This is a genomic window from Amphibacillus indicireducens, assembly GCF_039539605.1.
GTDB lineage: Bacteria > Bacillota > Bacilli > Bacillales > Amphibacillaceae > Amphibacillus > Amphibacillus indicireducens.
Genome location: NZ_BAABDL010000171.1, coordinates 1 through 1,075 on the forward strand (window position 1 = coordinate 1; position 1,075 = coordinate 1,075).

1 protein-coding gene is annotated in these 1,075 nt (G+C 35.8%); it reads right to left on the bottom strand.

What is annotated here, in order from left to right; all coding sequences use genetic code 11:
• Positions 1-75: 75 nt before the first annotated feature.
• Positions 76-1,075 (bottom strand): HNH endonuclease signature motif containing protein (locus tag ABD814_RS13235; RefSeq protein ID WP_486303631.1); only part of this gene is annotated, 1,000 nt, incomplete at its 5' end.

A 1,075-nucleotide genomic window follows, 5' to 3' on the forward strand; every position in this document is an offset into this window, starting at 1 on the left:
CGCACACGGCATTCCATCGTTCGTCAACTATTTCATTTTCCTCAATCTTGTTGTTATTATTCGATTCCCCTAGTGTTACAGTTCTTCGTTACCAACTAATACCCGTAGTTTATTAAGCTTTTTCATTTGCTCCCCATTTAAATTCAAATGTTCACGATACATACGGATTGTGTCAATTACTGTGGCATGAATCAGTCGATGAACGTCTTTGGTGACCAATACTAAATTGGAATACCTATCATCTTTTGTCAGACTCCATAATTGTTTATGGTGACAATCCATTTCCGTTAGAATTAACTCTTCTCCCGATACAGCACATTTTCCCTTTTGCGCAATGAACAACGATATTCGATTATCGTTAAACTCTATCGTTGCCCGTTCGTTAATGACAGGATGTTTTCTAATCCATTGAACTTGCCAGTTTGGAACTGACTTTTGTTCTTTATGCATTAGTTCACGACCACTGGCAGTGAATTTATTCACACCATTTTTGGGCATTAACGCATTTTTTGTTCTAATAAACCCAATCGGGATAAGGGGATATCCATTTATATACCTTGTCATTTTTGATTTTAAATAAGGTTTTAAACCCTGGTCTTTAATTGGATAACTCGTTTGTTTACGAAGTGAAAACTGTTTTAATCGGTGCCGTTCTACAATTGTTAATTGGTATTGTATTGGCATTAAACTATCGTTTACTTGTGTCGCGATCTGATAGTAATTATGAATACCAATCACCATACTATTGTAGATTTGAATATTCCTAATTAAATCGTTTCCGTTTGCTGCTTTTTGCATGAGTTTAATTTGTTCTTTAAGTTGTCCTTTAATCCTCTTACGTGCATTTTCCGCTATATAGGACCGACACACATATCGTTTACGCTTAAAGCGGTCATAGCCTTTGCGTTCCATTTTCAGTTCAAATCCTAAAAATTCACTACAATTCTTTTTAAGATTCGTGATTTGGGATTTCTCTTCTGAAATAGGCAGACTTAATCGCTCTTCTAGCCACATTTTACTTGCCTGAAAAATCTTTTCGGCGTTGGAACGTGTTGTCGTAAAGATTTTGAAGTCA